The sequence below is a fragment of the Vibrio sp. 10N.247.310.17 genome (assembly GCF_041466605.1).
Lineage (GTDB): Bacteria > Pseudomonadota > Gammaproteobacteria > Enterobacterales > Vibrionaceae > Vibrio > Vibrio tasmaniensis_A.
On the sequence record NZ_JBFSTC010000006.1, the window covers coordinates 41,955 to 63,517 of the forward strand.

21 protein-coding genes are annotated in these 21,563 nt (G+C 42.8%); 6 read left to right on the forward strand and 15 right to left on the reverse strand.

Translation table 11 applies throughout. The annotated features are described in order from the left end of the window. Positions 1–15: 15 nt before the first annotated feature. From AB6D80_RS03475 to AB6D80_RS03520, 10 genes are all read right to left on the reverse strand, one after another. Complete coding sequence (locus tag AB6D80_RS03475) at positions 16–1,230, reverse strand: AAA family ATPase (protein ID WP_012604669.1); 1,215 nt, start codon at positions 1,228–1,230, stop codon at positions 16–18. A 24-nt stretch (positions 1,231–1,254) separates the two neighbouring features. Next, on the reverse strand, positions 1,255–1,746 hold the full coding sequence (locus AB6D80_RS03480; RefSeq protein WP_029223094.1) for a TadE/TadG family type IV pilus assembly protein: 492 nt from the start codon (positions 1,744–1,746) through the stop codon (positions 1,255–1,257). Further along, the gene (locus tag AB6D80_RS03485) at positions 1,746–2,174 is read right to left on the reverse strand and encodes a TadE/TadG family type IV pilus assembly protein (RefSeq protein WP_029223093.1); all 429 of its coding nucleotides are present in this window, start codon (positions 2,172–2,174) and stop codon (positions 1,746–1,748) included. The genes AB6D80_RS03480 and AB6D80_RS03485 overlap by 1 nt, the downstream gene beginning before the upstream one ends. Before the next feature lie 2 nt (positions 2,175–2,176). Next, complete coding sequence (locus AB6D80_RS03490) at positions 2,177–3,445, reverse strand: TadE/TadG family type IV pilus assembly protein (RefSeq protein WP_102579748.1); 1,269 nt, start codon at positions 3,443–3,445, stop codon at positions 2,177–2,179. A gap of 16 nt (positions 3,446–3,461) precedes the next feature. Next, a complete protein-coding gene (locus AB6D80_RS03495; RefSeq protein WP_029223092.1) occupies positions 3,462–3,731 on the reverse strand; it encodes a hypothetical protein in 270 nt (89 codons plus the stop codon). Then, the gene (locus AB6D80_RS03500) at positions 3,721–5,175 is read right to left on the reverse strand and encodes a type II and III secretion system protein family protein (RefSeq protein WP_012604674.1); all 1,455 of its coding nucleotides are present in this window, start codon (positions 5,173–5,175) and stop codon (positions 3,721–3,723) included. Before AB6D80_RS03500 ends, AB6D80_RS03495 begins: the two co-directional genes overlap by 11 nt. A gap of 8 nt (positions 5,176–5,183) precedes the next feature. Continuing rightward, positions 5,184–5,933, reverse strand: coding sequence for a Flp pilus assembly protein CpaB (gene cpaB / locus AB6D80_RS03505; RefSeq protein WP_372187772.1), 750 nt, complete (start codon positions 5,931–5,933; stop codon positions 5,184–5,186). Beyond that, on the reverse strand, positions 5,926–7,275 hold the full coding sequence (locus tag AB6D80_RS03510) for an ATPase AAA (RefSeq protein ID WP_012604676.1): 1,350 nt from the start codon (positions 7,273–7,275) through the stop codon (positions 5,926–5,928). Before AB6D80_RS03510 ends, cpaB begins: the two co-directional genes overlap by 8 nt. A gap of 37 nt (positions 7,276–7,312) precedes the next feature. After that, positions 7,313–7,843: a prepilin peptidase gene (locus tag AB6D80_RS03515; RefSeq protein ID WP_017096676.1), complete on the reverse strand. Its 531-nt coding sequence runs from the start codon at positions 7,841–7,843 to the stop codon at positions 7,313–7,315. A 173-nt stretch (positions 7,844–8,016) separates the two neighbouring features. Further along, the gene (locus AB6D80_RS03520) at positions 8,017–8,187 is read right to left on the reverse strand and encodes a Flp family type IVb pilin (RefSeq protein WP_012604678.1); all 171 of its coding nucleotides are present in this window, start codon (positions 8,185–8,187) and stop codon (positions 8,017–8,019) included. Positions 8,188–8,380: 193 nt separating this feature from the next. Here AB6D80_RS03520 and AB6D80_RS03525 point away from each other — a divergent pair, with 193 nt between their 5' ends. Continuing rightward, the gene (locus AB6D80_RS03525; protein WP_017099534.1) at positions 8,381–9,130 is read left to right on the forward strand and encodes an AraC family transcriptional regulator; all 750 of its coding nucleotides are present in this window, start codon (positions 8,381–8,383) and stop codon (positions 9,128–9,130) included. A gap of 90 nt (positions 9,131–9,220) precedes the next feature. After that, positions 9,221–10,909, forward strand: coding sequence for an AMP-binding protein (locus AB6D80_RS03530; protein ID WP_372187774.1), 1,689 nt, complete (start codon positions 9,221–9,223; stop codon positions 10,907–10,909). Between the two features lie 47 nt (positions 10,910–10,956). On the opposite strand, the gene AB6D80_RS03535 is transcribed toward AB6D80_RS03530, so the two are convergent. Beyond that, positions 10,957–11,148 (reverse strand): hypothetical protein, encoded by a 192-nt coding sequence (locus AB6D80_RS03535; RefSeq protein WP_017096672.1) that lies wholly within the window; start codon positions 11,146–11,148, stop codon positions 10,957–10,959. 99 nt (positions 11,149–11,247) lie between these two features. Between AB6D80_RS03535 and AB6D80_RS03540 the strand changes: the two genes are divergently transcribed. Beyond that, positions 11,248–12,153, forward strand: coding sequence for a LysR substrate-binding domain-containing protein (locus AB6D80_RS03540; protein WP_017099536.1), 906 nt, complete (start codon positions 11,248–11,250; stop codon positions 12,151–12,153). Positions 12,154–12,281: 128 nt separating this feature from the next. Beyond that, positions 12,282–12,494, forward strand: coding sequence for a VF530 family DNA-binding protein (locus AB6D80_RS03545; RefSeq protein ID WP_012604684.1), 213 nt, complete (start codon positions 12,282–12,284; stop codon positions 12,492–12,494). Positions 12,495–12,683: 189 nt separating this feature from the next. On the opposite strand, the gene fusA is transcribed toward AB6D80_RS03545, so the two are convergent. Both fusA and radA read right to left on the reverse strand, forming a co-directional pair. Further along, a complete protein-coding gene (fusA, locus tag AB6D80_RS03550) occupies positions 12,684–14,771 on the reverse strand; it encodes an elongation factor G (protein WP_009847514.1) in 2,088 nt (695 codons plus the stop codon). Positions 14,772–15,005: 234 nt separating this feature from the next. Continuing rightward, a complete protein-coding gene (gene radA, locus AB6D80_RS03555; RefSeq protein WP_009847515.1) occupies positions 15,006–16,385 on the reverse strand; it encodes a DNA repair protein RadA in 1,380 nt (459 codons plus the stop codon). Positions 16,386–16,546: 161 nt separating this feature from the next. On the opposite strand from radA, the gene AB6D80_RS03560 reads away from it, so the two are divergent. Then, a complete protein-coding gene (locus tag AB6D80_RS03560) occupies positions 16,547–18,895 on the forward strand; it encodes a PilZ domain-containing protein (protein WP_372187776.1) in 2,349 nt (782 codons plus the stop codon). A gap of 122 nt (positions 18,896–19,017) precedes the next feature. On the opposite strand, the gene serB is transcribed toward AB6D80_RS03560, so the two are convergent. Further along, positions 19,018–19,998, reverse strand: coding sequence for a phosphoserine phosphatase (serB, locus tag AB6D80_RS03565; RefSeq protein ID WP_009847517.1), 981 nt, complete (start codon positions 19,996–19,998; stop codon positions 19,018–19,020). Positions 19,999–20,107: 109 nt separating this feature from the next. On the opposite strand from serB, the gene AB6D80_RS03570 reads away from it, so the two are divergent. Further along, on the forward strand, positions 20,108–20,719 hold the full coding sequence (locus AB6D80_RS03570; RefSeq protein ID WP_009847518.1) for a YtjB family periplasmic protein: 612 nt from the start codon (positions 20,108–20,110) through the stop codon (positions 20,717–20,719). A 113-nt stretch (positions 20,720–20,832) separates the two neighbouring features. On the opposite strand, the gene deoD is transcribed toward AB6D80_RS03570, so the two are convergent. Continuing rightward, positions 20,833–21,552: a purine-nucleoside phosphorylase gene (deoD, locus tag AB6D80_RS03575; RefSeq protein ID WP_372030769.1), complete on the reverse strand. Its 720-nt coding sequence runs from the start codon at positions 21,550–21,552 to the stop codon at positions 20,833–20,835. Positions 21,553–21,563: the final 11 nt, after the last annotated feature.

A 21,563-nucleotide genomic window follows, 5' to 3' on the forward strand; every position in this document is an offset into this window, starting at 1 on the left:
CTTTTTATCAACCCATTATGAAAACAGCTTTTTCAGCCACCCTTTCTCTTCCTGCTCTGGTGGTGAAAGAATGTGTGACAAATCGATAATAGAGCGAGTAATAGAACTTTTCTTTCTCGACTGAACTAGCGGTTGCCCCAAGTTGGCACTCTCTAATGCAACTTTGAAATCATTAGGCATAAGGTGTATGTCATGCTTACCTACCGCCTGTTCAATATCTTTTAATTTAATTGAGTGTCGCTTTTCATAACGGTTCAGAATGACCTCAATAGAATCACTTTGTAAGCCATACTCAAATTTCAGAGACTTAATGAGTCGACTTGTGTTTTTGACTGACACTAGGCTCTGTTGCAAAACAAGAAGCACCTTTGTTGCTGGTGATATTGCGGATGCAAACACATGGTCTAATCCTCTAGAGAGGTCAATGATCACATATGGGTAAAAACGGCGTAATATAGGAAGCAATCGGCCTATTTTCTGTGCCTGTTCAAAGTCATCAGCATTGTTCTCATGCTTAAAGCTTAGAACATGTAAGCCAGATTCGTGCTTATTTACCAAAGTTCCCAACGATATTTCATCTAGGTCATTCGAACTATTGATCGCATCCGAAACACTATAAGTAGGAACAATATTTAAATAATCAGGAATCACACCAAATTGAAGGTCGATATCAAGTAACAAAACCTCACCGGGGTGCTGACTGGCCATCTCAATAGCGGTATTCAACGCCAAGGTGGTCGCCCCCATTCCCCCCTTGGTGTTTAAAAACAGAATAAACTCACCGTAGCTTGAGTTCTCAAGCTTTTCGGCCGCCGTTTTCTTGAGCAGTGGGAGCAAATCAGAAAGCGTCACGTTGTGAGATAAGAAATCAGAAGCCCCTAGACGCAGCGCGATTTTTAATGAGCCATTGTCACTTTCATCACCGAGTACAACTAAAGATAAATCTTGTTCTTCTAGCGATAGATCATAACCCTGTAGCTCAACCATTTTTTGAGCCCAGTTGCCATGTGCTTCAACAAAAATAAGTTCTGGAACATCGGCACTTTTTAAGTACTCCTCACTCATTGCTCCGAGAGAAAATGATGTCACATGCACATTTCGACATTTCTTCAGCTCTTGGCTCATGTGTGAGAGAAAACCCTCAGTACTGTAGATCAACCAGACTTTTAGGTTTGTTCTCAAACGCGTAATATCGTTCTCATTAGGCGTGATTTTGATCGCTTCCCCCATACCGCTACTCCTGTATAAAATAACTTATGGACACCGATTCCGAGTTTCGGAGTCCGCCCTTACCACACCTAAACTTTCTGCAGGTAAGATGGTTTCAAATGAGGGAGCAGCCAAGTAACCACTCGTACCTAAAAAACTCAAATTATCAATTAATTGAATTCCGTACCCTGTCGCTCGTGCCCTTACAAATTTAATGCTACTAAAGACAGGATCCGTATCATAACCAGATGTAATTTCATTCCCACTCACATCTAAATATGCAACTTCCAAATTCGCCGCGGTAAAACCAACAAGAGGGAGATCAGCAACAACCATTCCCGCGATATTGTCCCTATCAGCAACGTAGCAAACCGTGGCTAACCTTGCTGCCTTTCTGGTCGCTTCACTGACCATTTGAAGCGAAAATATGTAAGCACCCAGCGCTAAAATAAGGAAGACCAAGAGAAAGACTAGCCAAGACACTATGGTAAATTCGATAATAGCGATGCCTTTAATACGCCCTTTGTACCGTTTCATCACAACACCCTCATTATCGAAGAGACACTAATCGGAATAGAAAAGCTCGCCGAAGAAAACGGGATCGACACAAAGTGAGGAATATAATTGTAGGTCACACTCACACGTACATAGCTATCTGTATTCGGTGGGCTAATTGTCACGTCAGAAACAACTAAATTCGACAATATCGCCGTTCCAGCTGTGTTTTGACCATAAACCACCACATTCTGTATTTCTGACGACGGAGCCAGCGTTCCACCTTTGGTTCCATAGACTTCACTAACCGCATAGCGGGCGCCATTTTGAACGGATTTAGATATCACATTGTAGTGAATCATCATATTGCCCAGTTCAAGCACTAATATAAGGAAGAACAGCAATACAGGAGTCGCGATTACCATCTCGATAGCAGCAAAGCCACGATTAGATTTAATTAAAGGTTTCATAATCAAGACTCCCCACTATCAGGATCCTTATACAAAACAATCTTATAAGTTCCTTCCGTTGTTGATTCTGTACTACCTGAACCACCAACCACACTACAGGAGTGAATGAACTCACCAAAGACGGCTGGTGTACCTGAGTTATTAGTTGGTGCTTTTTGCAACAAGAAAAAACAACCAATTTTATTCACAGTAAAGTCAGTGGCACCACCACTTTTACCTGTGCAATCCACCATAGGTATCGGTAAAATACGACGCCAAGCGACACCATTTGCTGCGCACCCTGAACCATTACTTGCTATACATGCGTTGGTATCAGCTTCATATTGCGCGTAGGTATAAGTGCCATCAAAATCGATATCCCCTGTACTTGCATCAATCGTAATCTCATCGCTAGGCTCTGTAGTTATGTAGTCAGAAGGGTAATCTGATGCCGTTAAGCCACCACCATAATCGCCAAAACGAGTATTCAAGCCATCGCCTGTTGGGCCAACCGTGCCGCCAGGTTTGGTCGTGATATCTTCACCAATTTTAACGGGTTGGTCATAACTACCACCTAACCCCTCTTTTATAGCCTTACCACCAGACCCAAAGTCTAATAAATGATAATTACCGTTACCCATTTCAGATAAGCTACTGTCACCCACCTTCAATGCATGGACAGTCCCGACTTCATAACCAAACACGCTCGTTATTGCATCGCCAGTAACGTCATGATATCCATCTTCAGGATCGACGTCGTTGTCCGAAGTTCCGTCACCAATGCAAACCCCAATAGGCACAACGTTATTGACAACCTCTTGCCCGGAGCTTGGCCCAGCGACGGCACTTGCTGAAACCTCTTTTACTAGTCCAAACATTTGAATAAAGAACTCATCCATATCCAACGAATCTACTCGAACGCGTACATATACATCATCGTCATCACCGAAGGTGGCTGTTCCAGTAAAATCCTGAGGATCGTTAGAGTAATCAATGTTTATGGAAGCGGTGGTAAAATCAATCTCATGATTCCCTGTTGACGCTGCCATTGCATTTAACGCAGTGCCTATTTCAGCATCCACCGCATCTTTGTCTTTACTATTGTCCAGTATGGTTGCTGCAGCTAACGCCGCTGAATCTACGGCATTTTGTAAGCGTGTTTTATTAACCAGCATATGGTTAACATCTACAGCCAACGCTGACACAGCTAAGAAAACAAGCAGAGCAGCGGTAACTAATACGACAACTAAGCCTTGCTGTTTTCTGGGACTTTTTGATACTCGATACAACATATGAGTACCTCCAGATTTAGTTAAATTCTTCTAAGATCTGGCTACTACTTCCAGACAGTTCGTTTTCACCTCTGCCTACATATCTATCGTAACCAGTCTGCATCCGCTCCCCTGTACCATCCGGTACCACGAGTAAATTCTCTTGGGTCGCATTAGGGTTATACGTTTGTTCTGTTTTTACGAGTGCTACCGAATGCCCTAAACGAGCATCATTAGCACAGCCAACTAACACCATTACGAGAAAGACCATCATTATTCTAATCATATCTATCTCCTTATAAATCATGTCCAAATGAGCCTTCGCTACCACCATCTGTTGGTGATATTCCCTGTGAAGCTTGAGATTGCTCTGAATCCGATTCAGACGGTTCAGCGATATAAGCGCTTCGACCTAATAAGTAATATTCCAGATCATTCGGATCAACAAAGGCGTCTGTTGGTAACGTTACTTTACTTCGGTCAATAGGACTCGCAAGTCGAGGGGTGACAAGAATGACAAGTTCTGTTTCACCAGATACATACTCTTGACTATTAAAGAGTTGCCCTAAGATAGGGACATCACCAATACCCGGCATTTTGTTACTCACATCCCTAACATTCTCGCTGAGCAACCCAGCAATACCAATAGTTTGTCCGTCGGCTAGCTCAAGCGTCGATGACGCGCTTCGACGAGTAATTGGTGGGATAAAGTAGGTCGCATTGGTTGTTCCTGGGTCAATCGTTAACGAGCTGCTATTGGCAATTTCACTCACATCAACAGCCAAGTTTAGATTGATCTTTTTATCACTCAGAACCGTTGGGATAAATTTCAATCCAACTCCATACTCTTTATATTCAATCGTAATGCCATCTTCATCTGGCACAGGGATAGGGAATTCACCACCCGCTAAAAACTCAGCTTTGGAGCCACTTAATGCCGTTAAGTTAGGCTCAGCTAATACTTTCGCCACACCATTCTGTTTGGCTACATCCAGGGCGAATGTAAACAGGGTATTACTATCAATAAACGAGCCTAAAATGCCGTAATCAGTAGAGGTTGGAATATCAAAGATTGGCGTAGCCCCTAGAACACCAGCAGGAACTGACGACGCCCCCCAAGAAATATTCGATCCGCTCGTTTGGAAGAAGTGAAAGTTTGCATCAAATTTTCTCACCAAGCTTCTTTGAACCTCGGCAACCGTCACTTCCAACATAACTTGTTGAGCACCACCAATAGACATCAAGTTGATAACACCTGTCGCTGCAGCTTGCTCGCTACCACTTTCCTTCGATTCATCAGCCGTTTCACCCGAAGAGTAGGTTTCTGCTATTCGCATCGCTACATTCATTTGTTGCTGATTACTCACCTGCCCACTCAGCAGCAAGCGATTCTGGGCACTGTGCACCTCTATAGTTTCATCAGGAAGAAACTCATATAACTTCGCTTTTAAGCTATTAAGATCATGAGTGACTTCGATGTTGATCGATTCAATCAGCTGGCCACGGGAGTCCCACGCCATTAGGTTAGTAGCACCTAATTTTTTTCCGATTAAAAACAGCTCGCTCGATTTCAACATCACAATATCAAGTACATCAGGATCACCAAGCGACACTTTGCTCGCTTTCCCTGACAACACCACATGTGTTGATTTGTGATGAGGAACCGTTACCGTTTTACCCGTTTGTAGAGCAGCAAAGCTCAGTGTAGAGAAACAAACAAAGCTCAAAATACACGTTATTATTATTTTCATAACTCACCTCAATCCTTGACGCGAACACTAGATGCTTGAGTACCTTTAATGATCGTCACACTCGGCTTAGGTACGTATCGACGAACAACCTTTTTCTCAACTTCATGAGGTTTTCTCAGTGTCAGTTGAATACTGCCTTTACTCTTCGCTGTTAAAAGTTTTTCAGCATCTTTAGGTGAAACCTCTAATGTCACAGCTCGTACGATAATAGGACTGTTTTCATTCGTTTTTGCCGTTTGGTCTACTGCCAATACCTTGATATCTTTCAACACGGTACGAGTTGCTGCTGAGTTTTTGCTGTAAGAAACGGTGCTAAGTATGTCAACTTTATTACCTGGTAATAGAAAACCAGCCACACCAATAACATCATCCACTCGTATTGTTACCGCACGTTTATTCTCAGGTATTAATGCAGCAAGCGTTGAGCCTTCTCCTGGAATAGTAAAACGCATTTTATGAAGCACTTCTCCAGCATAAATAGTATTGGCCACCACTTTGCCAACCAATTCAGAAGCATCGGAAAAATTATTTTCATTAATCCAATCAACTTCCATCAACTTTGTCGCTAAGAACTGCTCCTCAATAATGGTTCCAGCTTCAATTTCTTGTGATGCCACCACGACTGGATGACGCTCCACAGTTTCAACTTCAACGGTTGGTTGAACTTGATCTTCCATCCACTGCTTAGCAAAAAATACAGCCGCTAAGCCAAATACTACGGACAGTAAAAACAGTAGGAAAACTTGACTCTTATTCATTATTTTCTTCCTCGTGTCCATCAGAGGTAAAATAGACTTCCCATGCCATGGAAAGAATATCGAAGGTAATAACAGGCGGGAGTTGTTCAAACGAAAGAATATCTTTGCTTATACCAACGAGATCTTTCGGTAAACATGGGAAAAGTGGCACCTTAAGAAGCGTGTGCATTTGAGACAAACGCTCAAAGAATCCATCTTGAAGCTCTACTTCTTTATCAGCAACGACGCTCATCCATAAAGCTTCATAGTCTCGTTGGTTAAGTGGCTTGAATTCAATCTTGTAACCTAAACGACGCAAAAAGGCAGGGTCGCTTATTTTCTTGGGATTTAGATTGGTAGAGAAGGCCAGCGTTAATACAAATGGCATCGTTATCTGCTGACCATTAGGCAGCGACAAATAATCGAATGAGTACTCCATCGGTACTATCCAACGATTAAGAAGCGCATCCACAGGCATGGGCTGACGACCAAGGTCATCAATGATAAAAATCCCATTGTTTGCCATCATTTGAACTGGAGCTAACCAGACTCGACTATTTTCTGAGTGATTGACTTCAAGCATATCCATCGTCAGTTCTCCCCCAACCTGGATATTGGGTCTTTCACAATTAAGCCAACGCTTGTCGTACTGATCTTTGAGGGAAATACTTTGATCGCTGCCGTTACTATCCAACGGCTTATGATGTTGCGCCGAGAACACCTTGATAATGTTACCCAGAGCATAGACGGCATAAGGGATAAATACAGAGGTATGTAAAGCATTCACAATACGGCTCGCAACAAATGTTTTACCCGTTCCTGCATGTCCATACAGCAACAAAGCACGTCCCGAATTGATTGCAGGCCCAAGTACTGAAATCATTTTGTCGACACCATATACATCATTCAGTGCCGCCTCGACATGTGGCCGAGTTACTAACTCAGCTCTCAAGTCTTGTTGTTTTACCACCTCACTATATTGGGTAAGCGAAACCGGTGCGGGGCCTAAATAGGCATCACGCTTGAAAGCAAGATCCGCTTCTTCAAGCCCTTTTTCTGATAGTGAATAACGAACATGACTATGTGACACAGATGAGAGGGAAATATCTGAAGTAGGCTGAAATACCTCGATTAATGACTTCTTTCTTAAAACGGCTAAAGCACTTTCCACGATATGAGTCACAACACATAAATAATTAGAAAGCTCTAAAACATCCGATTTTGGGTAAGCTGACAAATGCTTAAGTACGAGATTTTCAATAACGACTTCAGGAACACCCAACATATCAAGAGATGTAGGGACGATTGGGGCTGAAATTTGTGGCTTCAAGGTTGTTGGAGCAGTACGCCCTATAATATCCATATATTATGTCTCCCCACAAAGCTAACCAACAACAGATTTAAGTAAAGTAGCTATACATCGCTAACCCTATAACAACAGAAGGAGCAAAAGGCATCGTTACTTTATTTGAATACCGAGTATGTAAATTAGCTGTTTTATCAATGACTGGTGCAGCTCCACCAAGCACAATTATCTTATTTTCAAAATAGCTTTTAATACTAAAACAGCTCGAGTTGGACAGGTTGTATAGCAGGTAGAAAACCCCAACAACTCCAGAAGAAACCAAGATAAAGTACGATGCATCGAGTAATTGTCCCCACCCCAAATACATTCCTACAACACCTAATAACTTCACATCCCCTGCAGACATTGCTCTTAAAAAATAGAATAGCAATCCAAAACAAAAGAATACGACCGACCCAAATAAAGACATTAAGAAACTATCAAAGGTGTAATTGCTGTTGAACATTGATAAAAAATAGAAAAACAAAAAAAGAATCAATATTTTGTTTGGTATACGATGTTTCTCAACATCGTATACCGATACAGCAATTAGCAATGCCCAAAAAACAGAAGGCTCATTAATCATAATTTCAATTCATACGCTCGATATAATACTTTGAAATTTACTCACTAATGTCGTAGCCATTCCAGAGAAAATTAGCCCGACAAAAATTATGAGCGAGGCAGCACCAATGACATACTCAATAGTCGTTAACCCCTTTTGCTGTCTCACTCTCCGAGCAACCATGGCAGTAATCATTAAATACTGTTAATGATGTTATTAAGCTTAGCGGATAGGGCGGCCCCAAAACCAGTAAATATAGTGGTCAAGCCTAATACCAGTAACGCTGCACCAATTACATACTCGATAACAGTCAACCCTTCTTCATCTTTCATGAATTCTTTACAATTATTCAAAAACTTATCCATGAGAACCTCTCCTTGATTTACGTATCAGGCTTTGTTTGCCTGTAAAGTAAATCTAGAGGTGAGAGATATATTTGGTTAGGATTTTTTTGCCATTTACTTGCACTTTTTTGTGGTACTTCTAATCTAAATATAAAGCTTCATTAATTAGCCACTTTTAGACTAAAAGAGAATATGAAATGCATTGGGTATCTGTATGAAAATAGTAACCCCGTTATTATCGGATAAAGAGAGTGATTTCAACTCCGTTATTATCAATAAAATAAGTCACTATTTCTCTATTGCCAACTTCAAACAAGACATATCTATAATCAGTAACTTAGACGTCAGACTGGTATTTTTCATTTTGAATACCCCTGATAAAATCCAACTACTTACCATGGCTTTATCTATTTGCGAAAATTTGAACAAAAGAATTGTTATTATTTGCTCTGACCCGTTACCTAATATCGTTCGAAATCATAAGAATATATTTTTCATCATAGAAACAAACAGTAATCATCTGACCAGTCAATTCGAAGAGCTTAAGGCTAAGACACAGCATATGTTCGAGTCCCATTTCGATATCGACAGAGACACAAACAATAACAACCAGCTTCCTGTAAAAGCCTTCACATCCGAAGTCGTTAACTTTGTGATGGACAACATCAACAAAGAAATCAGAGAAATAGAGATCGCCGAGAAATGTCACTGTTCAACCACCTATTTTTCTAAGAAGTTTCATCTACACTTTGGAGTAAGCTTTAGAGACTTCGTGTGCGATAAACGCATTCTACTTGCCAAAAAGTTAATCGAAGCAGATACCGAATCAAAAATTGCTGTCATTGCCTATCAATGTGGATACAAGGATGTGTCATATTTCTCGAGAATTTTTAAGAAACGGACTGGAGTAACGCCTGCAAGTTACAGGCGAGCCTGCACAGATAACGGAAAACAAAGAACATAAACGCTAATTTTACTCCCTAAAAGAAAAAATCATGGTACATTTAACATGATTTTAACAAAAATAACTTAGCGAAAAACATGGAGTTAGACAATGATTCAGCCTAACGAGTTTAGCCAAGAACAAGCAACAGCTCTCCCTACACCCAATGACATGATTTTAAAATGGGCAGAAGAACGCCCAGATGAAGTCTACTTAAAGCAAATTATTAACCGCCAATTTGTTGAGTTTACTTATAAAGAAGTGGCCGACAAAGCACTGAAACTGGCGTCAGCATTAGAAGGACTCGGAGCCCAACCCGGTGATCGAGTCGCTCTCGTATCGAAAAACTGTGCAGAATGGTTTATCTGCGATCTTGCCATGATGTTAGGAGATTTTGTCAGCGTCCCAATCTTTCCAACAGCGGGTGCCGATACCATACAGTACTGTATTGAACACAGTGAAAGTAAAATTGTGATTGCGGGTAAACTCGACGATCCTAAGGCCACTCAAATAGTACTGGATGATAATCCAAACTTGGTGAGTATCTCACTTCCCTACGATAGCGCAGCGAAGTGCCAACATACTTTCGAACAACTCATCGATACCCATGAACCCTCAACCAAGCGTCCTCAGCATCACGATGATAAAGTAATGTCGCTTGTTTATACTTCGGGTACATCAGGGCTACCAAAAGGCGCGATGCTCACATACGGCGCCTTTACGTGGTCAGTTCAACGGTTGATCGATCATATTGGTATCCAACCCGGCGATCGCTTGTTCTCTTATCTACCGCTTGCCCATATTACAGAACGCGTTTACATCTTTGGCTCATCGGTGATGGGCGGTATAGTCACTGCTTTCCCGGAGTCTTTAGATACCTTTATTAATGATGTGAAAATGCATCGCCCTACTCTATTTATTTCAGTTCCTCGCTTATGGACTCTGTTCCAGCAACGAATCCAAGATAAGCTTCCGCAGAAGAAACTGAATTTCTTACTTAAGATTCCGTTTATCAACAACATCATTAAGAAGAAACTGGCTGATGGCCTAGGGTTAGATCAAGCCCGCGTTTTGGGATGTGGTTCAGCTCCGGTATCACCGGCTCTACTCGCATGGTATGAGAGTGTTGGCCTACACATTACCGAGGCTTGGGGAATGACTGAGTCTTTCGCCTACAGCACGATTAATCACCCGTTTAGAGCCGACAAAATTGGTACTGTGGGTAATGCTGGTCCGGGCATCGAACTCAAAATTGCAGAAGATGAAGAAATTTTGGTTCGAAGCAAAGGTATGTTCTCTGGTTATTACAAAAATGACATAGCCACCCAAGAGTCTTTTAACTCTGAGGGATGGCTTCATACTGGCGATATTGGTGATATCGACAGCGAGGGCTACCTAACGATCCGGGGGCGTAAAAAAGACACCTTTAAAACTGCGAAAGGTAAGTTTGTGGCTCCAGTGCCAATCGAAAACAAACTGTTTGAATACAGCCGCGTAGAAATGATGTGTTTGATCGGCTTAGGCTTACCTGGTCCTATCCTACTCGTGGTACCGCATGACTTCCCTAATTTTGATCGGGCTCGTTATGAAAGAACAAGTAAACGTGTCATTGAAAAAATGAACGAACAGTTAGCCTCGCATGAGAAGATCAAAGGGGTACTGATGATTAAGGAACCGTGGAGCATCGACAACGGTGTACTTACCCCTACTCTCAAGATAAAGCGACATATCCTTGAGCAGAAATACCATGAAACCGGTCATAACTGGCCGAAAGATAAATTGGTGGTTTGGGAAGAGTAGTCAAAACCGAGAGGGAGCCATTACGGCTCCTTTTTCATAAGCTCAAGTTACAAGTATTTAGTGTAATCAGCCGCATCATTACGTTCATAGTCCAAACCGATATCCTTTCTCATCCGATCGCTCAAAGATTCCGAGCTAATAACTTGTCTTGATTTAGCCGCCTTACTATTCTTTTTTTTATCATTAACTTGAAAAATATAAGTAACTAATCTGCCAATCCAACAGGTCATTGCTTTCATTTTATCTCTCTTGTTTTTCCTATTAATTTGTCGTTATTATGGAAATAAGCAGCTCGATAAGCGAACAACCATTATTAACAAGGACTATAAGCTGAGGTTATGGATAATAGACTGCGTCACCTTTCAGGCCTCCGTTACTTTGAAGTTGCGGCACGCTTGCATAGCTACAGTAAGGCAGCTGAGGAACTGTTTGTTAGCCAAGCAGCCGTCAGCCAAAAGATTCGCCAACTAGAAGAACAGGTTGGATGTAAGCTTTTCATTCGTAAGGGGCGTGTTATGGCCTTAACACATGAAGGGCGCACACTTTTCAAACATGTTTCTGATGGGTTTCAAGAGGTATTGCTAGGTTTAAACAAGATCCAGTCTGAACCCATTCAAGGTCTGCTTGTTGTTAGAAGCCCTCCTTCATTTGCTTCACGTTGGTTACTACCACGGCTTTGGAAGTTCTCGGTAAAGCACCCAGAGATCCCGATCAAAGTGCTAACAGGCTGCGATACCCCAAATTTAAAACACGGTGAGGTTGATGTGGCTATTCGACAAGGTGAAGACCTATGTGTGGAAGATGGTTTAACTCTTGAGGTACTAATCAACGAACCTATCTATCCTTTTTGCTCACCAGAATTAGCAAACTCTCTTAAATTCACCTCACCAGAACAGCTACTTAAATGTTGGTTAGTTCAATTCGAGGGTGGTTGCTTCCCTTGGGAAAGTTGGTTTAAACAAGCTAATGTTCCGATGCAAGACAGTTCTATTCAATGGATGGAAGTAGGTACTTTTGATATGGGATTAACGACAGTTATGGCTGGTCATGGAGTTTGCCTTGCAACAGACAGTTTAGCTGGTGACTTCATTGAACGCGGCTTGTTAGTAAAGCCATTTGATATAGGCATGACGCCTGGCGTTCAAGTAAATCTATGTTTTGACCCTAACTCGCCTAGAGAAGTGCGTATAACGGCATTTACCAATTGGTTACATGAAGAAGTAAATGAGATATTGGAGAACTAGCTCTTGTCTTTCAACTCCTGAAATAGGCAGTTCTTCAATAACTAAACACAAACTACCAGCTTAAATGGTCTGATAATTCATAAAGCGAAACTGATATACTGAGCTCAAATAAATGCCGAGAACATCTCATGACACAAGACAATAATCCACTGCACGGTATCACTCTACAGAAGCTACTGACTGAATTGGTTGAACATTACGGTTGGGAAGAGTTGAGTTACATGGTGAACATCAACTGCTTTAAAAAAGACCCGAGCATTAAATCAAGCTTAAAATTTTTGCGTAAAACAGATTGGGCACGCACCAAGGTAGAGCAGATTTACATAGACTTAAAGCGTTAGTCTCTCCCTGCTTTATCAGTCCCGTGTTGAATAAATACGGGACAACCACTGTGTCTACTTTTTAGGGGCTACATCAGCACCTCGCACCTCGCACCTCGCACCTCGCACCTCGCAGTATATTACAAACAATAAAAAGCCCCGCAAGCTTTCACTTGCGGGGCTTTTTTAGCTAATTTAGAAAAGGGCTAATTACTTACCAGCTTCTTTTTCTGCTTTAACTTTTGCAATCACTTCGTCAGCAACGTTAGTTGGACATGGTGCGTATTGCGCGAATTCCATAGAGAATTGGCCACGACCAGAAGTGATAGTACGTAGGTGACCGATGTAGCCGAACATCTCAGAAAGAGGTACGTCAGCTTTAATACGAACACCAGTAACGCCAGCTTGTTGATCTTTGATCATGCCACGACGACGGTTAAGGTCACCGATAACATCACCAACGTGATCGTCTGGAGTGAACACGTCAACGTTCATGATAGGCTCAAGAAGTTGCGCGCCAGCTTTAGGCATAGATTGACGGAATGCGCCTTTCGCTGCGATTTCAAATGCGATAGCAGATGAATCGACTGCGTGGAAACCACCATCGAAAAGTTCAACTTCAACGTCTAGCGTAGGGAAGCCAGCTAGTACGCCGTTATCCATCATGCCAGCAAAGCCTTTCTCAACTGCAGGCCAGAATTCTTTAGGAACGTTACCGCCCACAACTACTGAGTTGAACTTGAAGCCAGAACCTGCTTCACCTGGTTTGATACGGTAATCGATCTTACCGAATTGACCAGAACCACCAGACTGTTTCTTATGCGTGTAGCTATCTTCAATTGCTTGAGTGATAGTTTCACGGTAAGCAACTTGAGGAGCACCAACTGTTAGGTCAACGCCGTAAGTACGCTTAAGGATATCTACCTTGATGTCTAGGTGAAGCTCACCCATACCTTTAAGGATAGTTTCGCCAGTTTCTTCGTCAGTCTCAACTTGGAAAGATGGATCTTCAGCAACCATTTTACCGATCGCGATACCCATTTTCTCAGAACCGCCTTTATCTTTTGGAGATACAGCGATAGAGATTACTGGAGTTGGGAAAACCATTGGCTCAAGCGTTACTTGGTCTTTTGGATCACATAGAGTGTGACCAGTTTGAACGTTCTTCATACCAACGATCGCAATGATGTCACCAGCTTGTGCGCTAGTTAGTTCGTTACGGTCATCAGCTTGCATCTCAACCATACGGCCAACACGCTCAGTTTTACCTGTGAATGAGTTAAGGATCGTGTCACCTTTGTTCAATTTACCAGAGTAAATACGAACGAAAGTTAGAGCACCGAAACGGTCATCCATGATTTTGAACGCAAGCGCTTTGAAAGTTTCTTCAGTAGAAACGATAGCGTGGTTGCCTGTTTCTTCGCCGTTCTCATCCATTAGAGGTTGAGGATCAACTTCAGTTGGAGAAGGTAGGTAATCTACTACAGCATCAAGGATAACTTGCATGCCTTTGTTCTTGAACGCAGAACCACAGAACGTAGGGAAGAATGCGATATCACGAGTACCTTTACGGATACAACGTTTGATATCTTCGATAGAAGGCTCTTCACCTTCCATGTAAGCTTCCATTAGGTCATCGTCTTGCTCTACAGCAGTTTCGATTAGCTCTTCACGGTATTGCTCAACGTCATCAACCATGTCCGCAGGAACATCAGTGATTTCGTAGTTTTCAGGAAGACCAGTGTCATCCCAAACGTATGCTTTACGGCTTAGAAGGTCTACAACACCCACGAATTCATCTTCGCGGCCGATTGGTAGAACCATAACTAGAGGAGTTGCACCTAGAACGTTTTTAACTTGGTCAACAACGTTGTAGAAATCTGCACCCATACGGTCTAGTTTGTTAACGAAGATCAGACGAGATACTTCTGATTCGTTAGCGTAGCGCCAGTTAGTTTCTGATTGTGGTTCAACACCACCAGAACCACAGAATACACCGATACCGCCATCAAGTACTTTAAGAGAACGGTATACTTCAACTGTGAAGTCAACGTGTCCAGGAGTATCGATAACGTTTAGACGGTGACCGTTCCAGAAACAGCTTACAGCTGCTGATTGGATAGTAATTCCGCGCTCAGCTTCCTGTTCCATGAAGTCAGTAGTTGATTCGCCATCATGTACTTCACCAGTCTTGTGGATCTGACCAGTTAGCTTAAGGATACGCTCAGTGGTAGTTGTTTTACCCGCATCAACGTGCGCGAAAATACCAATGTTTCTGTATTTCGATAAATCTGCCATTGTCTTACTCTGTTAATAGGATATAAAATGCGCGCAGAGTATATCACAATCTGTGAGGACTGATAGCTTTGCATGCATTTGGGACTAAAAAACTTTGCCTTTTTCTAACATATAGAAAAAGGCAATCTGAAGAAACAATCTAAATGATTGTTAAGTTTAGTGCTAACTTAAAGCGAAAATAGCGTTTAAGTTAGACTGAATTTCTGCTGTATAGAGTAGCTGAAGTGAGCTCAATTACAACTCATCAAAAGCATTAATTGCTTCCGATAATTTTTTCACACCGTGGATCTGCATTCCTGGAATGCCACCTTTAGGCATGTTAGCCGCTGGTACAATGGCTCTCTTGAAGCCGTGTTTAAACGCCTCATTTAAGCGCTCTTGACCGCTCGGTACAGGTCGAATCTCACCAGCAAGGCCTACTTCGCCAAAAACCACCACATCTTTTGGCAATGCGCGGTCTCTGAAACTCGAAAGTAAAGCCATTACCAATGCAAGATCAGCACTGGTTTCGGTTACTTTAACACCACCAACGACATTCACAAACACATCTTGGTCAGCCATTTGTAAGCCGCCGTGTTTATGCAGCACGGCTAGTAACAATGACAGTCGATTTTGCTCGAGACCAACAGCGACACGACGCGGGTTAGCCAGCTGCGAATAATCCACCAGCGCTTGGATTTCAACAAGGAGTGGACGCGTTCCTTCCCAAACTACCATCACTGAACTGCCTGAGGTTTCTTCTTCACCACGAGACAGAAAAATAGCCGATGGATTGCTAACTTCTTTTAGCCCTTGCCCTGTCATAGCAAACACACCTAGCTCATTCACTGCACCAAAACGGTTCTTGTGGCTGCGCAAGGTTCTAAAACGACTGTCCGTTCCGCCATCTAACAGCACCGAGCAGTCAATAATGTGTTCAAGTACTTTTGGTCCAGCTAAGGTACCGTCTTTAGTTACGTGCCCGACTAGGAATACGGCAACGTTGTTCTGTTTCGCATAGCGCGTTAATGCGGTTGCCGATTCGCGCACCTGAGCAACACTACCTGGAGACGATTGAACATCAGCGACATGCATAACTTGGATTGAATCGATAACCATGATCTTAGGCTGCTCTCTTTCTGCAACCTGACAGATTTTATCAACATTGGTTTCAGAGAGCATTTTGAGATGCTCTTTTGGTAACCCTAATCGAGATGCTCGCATCGCAACTTGTTGAAGAGATTCTTCGCCAGTGACATAAAGTGTCGGTAACTGGGAAGAAAGCTGACACATAGTCTGCAATAACAGCGTTGATTTACCGGCACCAGGGTTACCACCAATAAGAATCGCAGCGCCAGGTACAACACCACCACCAAGTACACGATCAAGCTCTTTGAAGCCACTACTAAAGCGCGGGACCTCTTGCAAGTCGATTTCCGATAGCGTTTGAACCGAAGATTCAGTTGCACCACCAGCGTAACCACTTAGTCGTTCATTGCGCGCGACCTGAGGTGAAGCGGCTAACCTAACTTCTGTAATCGTGTTCCAAGCACCACATGCATTGCACTGCCCTTGCCAACGTGGAAAGTCAGCACCACAGTCATTACACACATAAGCTCGCTTTGCCTTAGCCATAAAACCTCAATAATTTGCTTAGTAACGGGTAAATGTTGCTATTTTGTGACCCCGTTGACCGTACAGGTGAAAATAAAAGTTGCAGTAGGGCCACGAATACCTAAAGATCAAATACAACTCGTCGATAACAATAACGCACCATCCATTCTAACAAGAAAAGTATGCAGCAATCTGAAATTCTATCTGTAGCAGAACGACTTATTCCGGCCTACCATGCCGAAGATTTCGAATTCCTTCTTTCTCAAATGACAGAAGGCGAATCACCGTCTCTAAAACTGCTCGTTAAAATGGAACTGAATCGTATCATGGCTCCGTGCACAAAGAGCATTGATTTGCGCGGGCGTATTGATAATGAATGTCGTCAATTCACGCTAGACGAGCGTAAACATTGGCTTGATGACATAGCTTTGAACGCGTATCAACGTGGTACTAAAAAATTTAAAGGTTATACCGAGGGCGTGTGGGAGTTAGTGATGACACCTCGCATTCAACCTCTTCGTAATATTGTTAAAACATCCTCTCAAGATGACCACGATATCACTAACGCTGATAGCCCCTATGAAGCAGAAGCCATTAACCTCGGTTACGATTTAAAACGCAAAGAAAATAGGCTCAAGATTAGCTCACAGGTTGAAATCACCACACCAAAAGGACAAAGCCTGCATGGTGTGACAGTTGATATTTCTCCGTCGGGTGCAAAGTTCAAGGTACCAAGGGCGTTTAAATACAACCTAGGGGAAATCATCAGTGTTAAATTCACTGAGCTTGTTGAAAAGTCACTAGAAGCCGATGTTAATGAGGCGGTTGAATTTCGTATTCTGGGTATTGATGAATCCTACGAGAACAATGCAGTTAAATTTTTAAGGTGCATGAGAATCAGCGATACAACGAGTGTGGCTCGTTTACTCGATGAATCTCTAAATAGTGTCAGCAAGAAAACCAGCCATGAGAATCAAGATAGGCTCATTCGAACGCGAACTCGCGGTATTGAACACACCTATCTAAAGTACACCTGTAATCTCCCTCTATTCTTCAGTGGTAGTGAGTTGAAGCTCGCGCTGCTCACGGATAACAATCATCCCCAATGGCAATACTGGCATGATGAGCGTAACCAACAAGCTCTGGGTACTTTGTTCAACGAACAACGTATGAACTTACTCGCTAAGCCTGGCGTGAAGGGAACCAGTAACGTTATCTACTCTTTTACCCATGAACATAAAAATAAGACCTTGTTCTACTCGATGATGCTGCCTGAAGCTTCTCGTGAAGAGAGGCAACTGTTCTGGCACATCGGCGGTAAACGTAAAAGTTGGAAGGCGTTCAAATTCTCGGTTTTCGAATTATCCGACTCTGAGCGACAAGCCTTAGCTGAGCATTCAGATACGCTTGCTCAAAGCTCTGCGCAACTGACTCATTGCGGTATCTTGCAAGAGATCGGTGATCACGAAAGTGCTGCCGATTACCTATTAAGTGAAAAACCACGCATTCCAAGCAGTGACCTTAGTCGCTTTCGTCATCCGCGAACGGTGGTGGGGAACATTCAAAGTATCTACTTTGATTCCCAAAGTCGTCGTAAAGAACCGAGATATAGCTTTAAATCGCCAATTCAACTCACATCACAAGATAGCCCAACAATAAATGGACACACTGTAGACATATCAAAACGTGGCCTAAGCATTACCCTTGAACACCCAATGGTACTCAAGATTGATGATCCGGTTGTGGTGAATTTTAATGAACTGCAACTCTATGATAAAAACTTGCCATTAAGCACAGTGCCTTACCATGTAATTCGTGTAAGCCCGAACGGTTGCAATGTTCAATTGGTTATCACCGAGAATGCAAAAACAATGCGTACCATCGCCTTCCTCAATGGGCTTATCGATCAGAACCAAAGTAAGCTAAATAAGAAGCAAGAAATACTGCCCACCGATTCACTGCTTAAATCACTGCACACTGTTTTGCTTAACAAAATGGTCAGTAATCCAATTTTCATTGATAAGCCGGGCTCAACGTTGCGTTGTAAGCTCATTGGTGTGAACTTCCCGCTGAACAAGCATCTAGCGTTACTCGCTAAACTTGGGCACAACCAAAAGTTTTCACTGGAACCGATTTTCAAAGGTCACTCTAATTCACTATTAGCTGAGCCACTGAAAAGAATTGAAGGTGCAGAGCCAAAACATCATGACGTATACATTGCTGCGATAAAGTTTGGTAACAAGATTCAATCTGTACATACGAAGTTGGTGAAAGACTTTGCATCTACGAAAGAACGTATTTCGTTCATCAAAAAGGCGCAAGATCTGGGTGATGTGTATGTACTGCGAGTCACAACCGCCCCTATCTTTAATCCATTAACCAGTTTGTTCCAATCAGACTTAGCCGAGCTTTCTCGCATCAGTATGCACCAAGCGAAGAAGTTAGAGAGTGAGGTCACCGCTTTTATTGGTTATGGTGAGATAGAAGACATTACCGATGAAGTATTGATTCGATTGGAACTCTCGCACTAAATAGCCAGATCAACTTACCGGTTTGTCGACTTATCGGATTTAAAAGTAGAAAAAGCAGGCTTATCGCCTGCTTTTTTGTGTCCGTTGTAAATGCGCTTTTGTTTAGCGTTTGACGAATATGACTAAGGCTTCGCTTGCCAGCTGATTTTTTGCTGCTTAGCTAATACACCTGACAAGATACAAAGCACCCCACCTAAGCCAGCATAACGCACAGCAGTTTGAGCTTGTTGTTCAACTTTCGGTTTTGCATGGTAAGCAATCCCTAAACCGGCAGAACCCATCATAACCAAGTCATTGGCACCATCACCCACGGCAACGGTGTTATGCAGTTCCAGTTCATACTCTTCAGCAAGTTCTACCAAGATATCCGCTTTGGTCTGTGCGGAAACAACATCGCCTAATACTTCACCCGTCAATTTACCATTGACGATCTCTAGCGTGTTTGACTGAGCGTGGTCAAGATCAAGCGTATCTTTCAGGTAGTCTGAGAAATAAGTAAAACCACCCGATGCAATCGCCGTCTTCCAGCCAAGTTTATTCAGAGTATTCACTAGCTCAACCAAGTCTGGCATGAATGGTAATGACTGGCGCACTTGCTCCAGTATCGACTCATCCGCACCTTTCAGTGCCCCAACGCGTTGGCGTAGGCTCTGTTCAAAGTCGAGCTCGCCTTGCATCGCACGCTCTGTTATTTCAGAAACTAACTCTCCGACTCCTGCGAGCTTTGCTATCTCATCGATGCATTCAATTTGAATTGCTGTGGAGTCCATATCCATCACGATCAAACCTGGCTTAGATAAGTCTGGGACCTCGCTAAGGCAAGCATAATCAAGCTTCAGTGCTTGTAAAATTTCTTCGTGTGCCGGGGTTAAGTTCCCTGACATCAGTGCCACTTCGTAATGTCCCACCTTCCACGTATTGAGGATGGTGTTGTAGGTACCAGTGAAAAAGTCGATGTCATCAAATGATTGTGGAGATAAGTACTCACCGAACACAATCCAATTGGCTTTAGATTTTGCGAGTTGAGAAGCGAAACGTGTCTCGGGGAGTCGGGTTAATAATGTCGTATGCCTTTTAATCGGCAGATATTTCTGAGCGTCCATGTGTATGATTCCTAATTAACTATGCTAAACGTTAACCTATTGCAATTTGAAAACGCAAGTCTCAATATGTCTTAATCATAACATTTGTTTATTTCAGGCTTCGTGAAACATGAATGAATCATTGTTCTCAATACGTAACGCTTTACGAGTACTAGCCCTAATTCTGTTGGCTGCTATGTTCGTGGTAACCATTAAAAACACAGTAGTGATCAGTAAAGGTAATGAGAAGATCCAAGCAAAACAGTTGGAAACGCTGACCAAACTACTGATCTCACAGGCATCACTTTCAGCCAGTAAGATGATCACTCAGCAAGACCAAGAACGCCTACTAGAGCTCACTAACCAACTCTCTCAGGATCGATTGGTATTTGATACCACCATCTACGATGCAGAAGGGATCCGACTGGCTTCGAGTGAAAAAGCGCTCTCGGTACGCGAGGTTCTTGGCTTAGACACACCTCTTTCAACAGCAAGTATCGGCAGGCAGCAACTCGTTGAACCTATTTACTCTCCAGAGAGTACGATCATTGGCTTTATCCGCGTGACTTTTGAGACAGGAAAAATGACAGCTATTTCTGATCATCACTACCGTAAGAGCGATCGCTACATGATCGGTATGGTCTTAATGGGATTTGTCAGTGGCGTGTTGTTCATCATGCTTATTCGTAAAAGAAAGGCTAAGTCTGGGGAAAACTGGCTGCTTAAAAATGTCAGCTCTTAACGGCTTAGTTTAACAAATTCAATAAAAAGCCCCGAAGCTCAGGCAGCAACGGGGCTTTTGTTATCTATTAAACTTTGCGGTATCTATTAAGCTTTTTGAAATCTATTAGCTGATTAGTCTTGGTCACCAAGAAGCACAGAGTCGAGTGCGATAACCATCATGTCATTGAAAGTCGTTTGACGTTCATCTGATGTGGTTTGCTCACCAGTTTTGATGTGATCAGAAACAGTACAAATAGTCAGAGCTTTTGCGCCGTATTCAGCACATACACCATAGATACCCGCCGCTTCCATCTCTACGCCGACAATGCCGTACTTGTCCATGACTTCGAACATTTCAGGATCTGGCGTGTAGAACAACTCAGCCGAGAATAGGTTGCCGACTTTGACGTCTACACCACGCACTTTGGCTGCATCTTCTGCCGCACGCACCATTTTGTAATCCGCAATAGCCGCGAAGTCATGACCTTTAAAGCGAATACGATTCACTTTTGAGTCGGTACACGCACCCATGCCGATAACCACATCGCGTACTTTGATATCTTCGCTCACTGCACCACAACTGCCGACACGAATGATCTTTTTCACACCAAAGTCTTTGATCAGCTCAGTCGCGTAAATAGAACAAGATGGAATGCCCATACCATGCCCCATTACCGAAACCTTACGGCCTTTGTAAGTCCCCGTGTAACCAAACATGTTACGAACATCGCACACTTGAACCACTTCTTCTAGGAAGGTTTCAGCGATGTATTTTGCACGTAGCGGATCGCCGGGCATTAGAACTACGTCAGCGAAATCACCCATTTCAGCATTAATATGTGGAGTAGCCATTGAAAATATCC